Annotated in this window: 1 protein-coding gene; it reads right to left on the bottom strand. The window is 32.9% G+C overall.

All coding sequences use genetic code 11. The annotated features are described in order from the left end of the window. Positions 1-224 precede the first annotated feature (224 nt). Positions 225-659 (bottom strand): nuclear transport factor 2 family protein (locus ACY2RU_RS17805; RefSeq protein ID WP_490139834.1); only part of this gene is annotated, 435 nt, incomplete at its 5' end.

The raw sequence follows: 659 nt of genomic DNA, 5'->3' as shown, positions 1-659 counted from the left end.
AACGTGTTTGTATAATGCCAGTGGCGTTTCTTGGCTCGCTGTGGCTCAACCAAATTTGCGGACGCAAATGTTGGCAGCGGCGTCGACGCGTGCGACTCGGAAGCCACAGCGAAGCCGTTTACGGGTTTTATCCGATTTAAAGATAGTTAATTATTTGTAAGACTTTTAATTCAATTAACCAACTTCGCCATTGGCTTTATACATTGTTGTACGCAGGCTTTCTTTTATAATTGCTCCACTAGTTTCCTAGCAGTAACAGTATCATATATAATTTTTAGTTTACTAATCTTGTTTTGATTATCAAATTCAATAATGTCTACTACATCAAATTCCACTTTTTGATTATTCTTTAAAGTCCATTTATAGGTGAAATAAAGAGCTAAATCATTTGAGTCATTATCTTCAAAAATTCCTTTTAAATAAAGTTCAGAATTTGAAGTATCGTTATTCAATTCACGATAAAATTCATCTGCTTTTTTTATTCCGTATAGTGGTGAGTCAACCATTCCATTCTGATTGAATAAAGCGATTACTTGTTCAATATTTCTATTTTCAAGGTGAGTAATATATTGCCTTGCGATTTCTTTTTTATTCATTATTTCATCAATTTTTAAATTTCTGAATACGTTTCTCAGCTTGCGTACAACGTGTTTGTATAA

The sequence above is a fragment of the Ulvibacter sp. 2305UL32-6 genome (assembly GCF_058148545.1).
The sequence above is the reverse complement of the archived record's forward strand: the minus strand, read 5'-3'. Positions and strand labels throughout refer to the sequence as shown.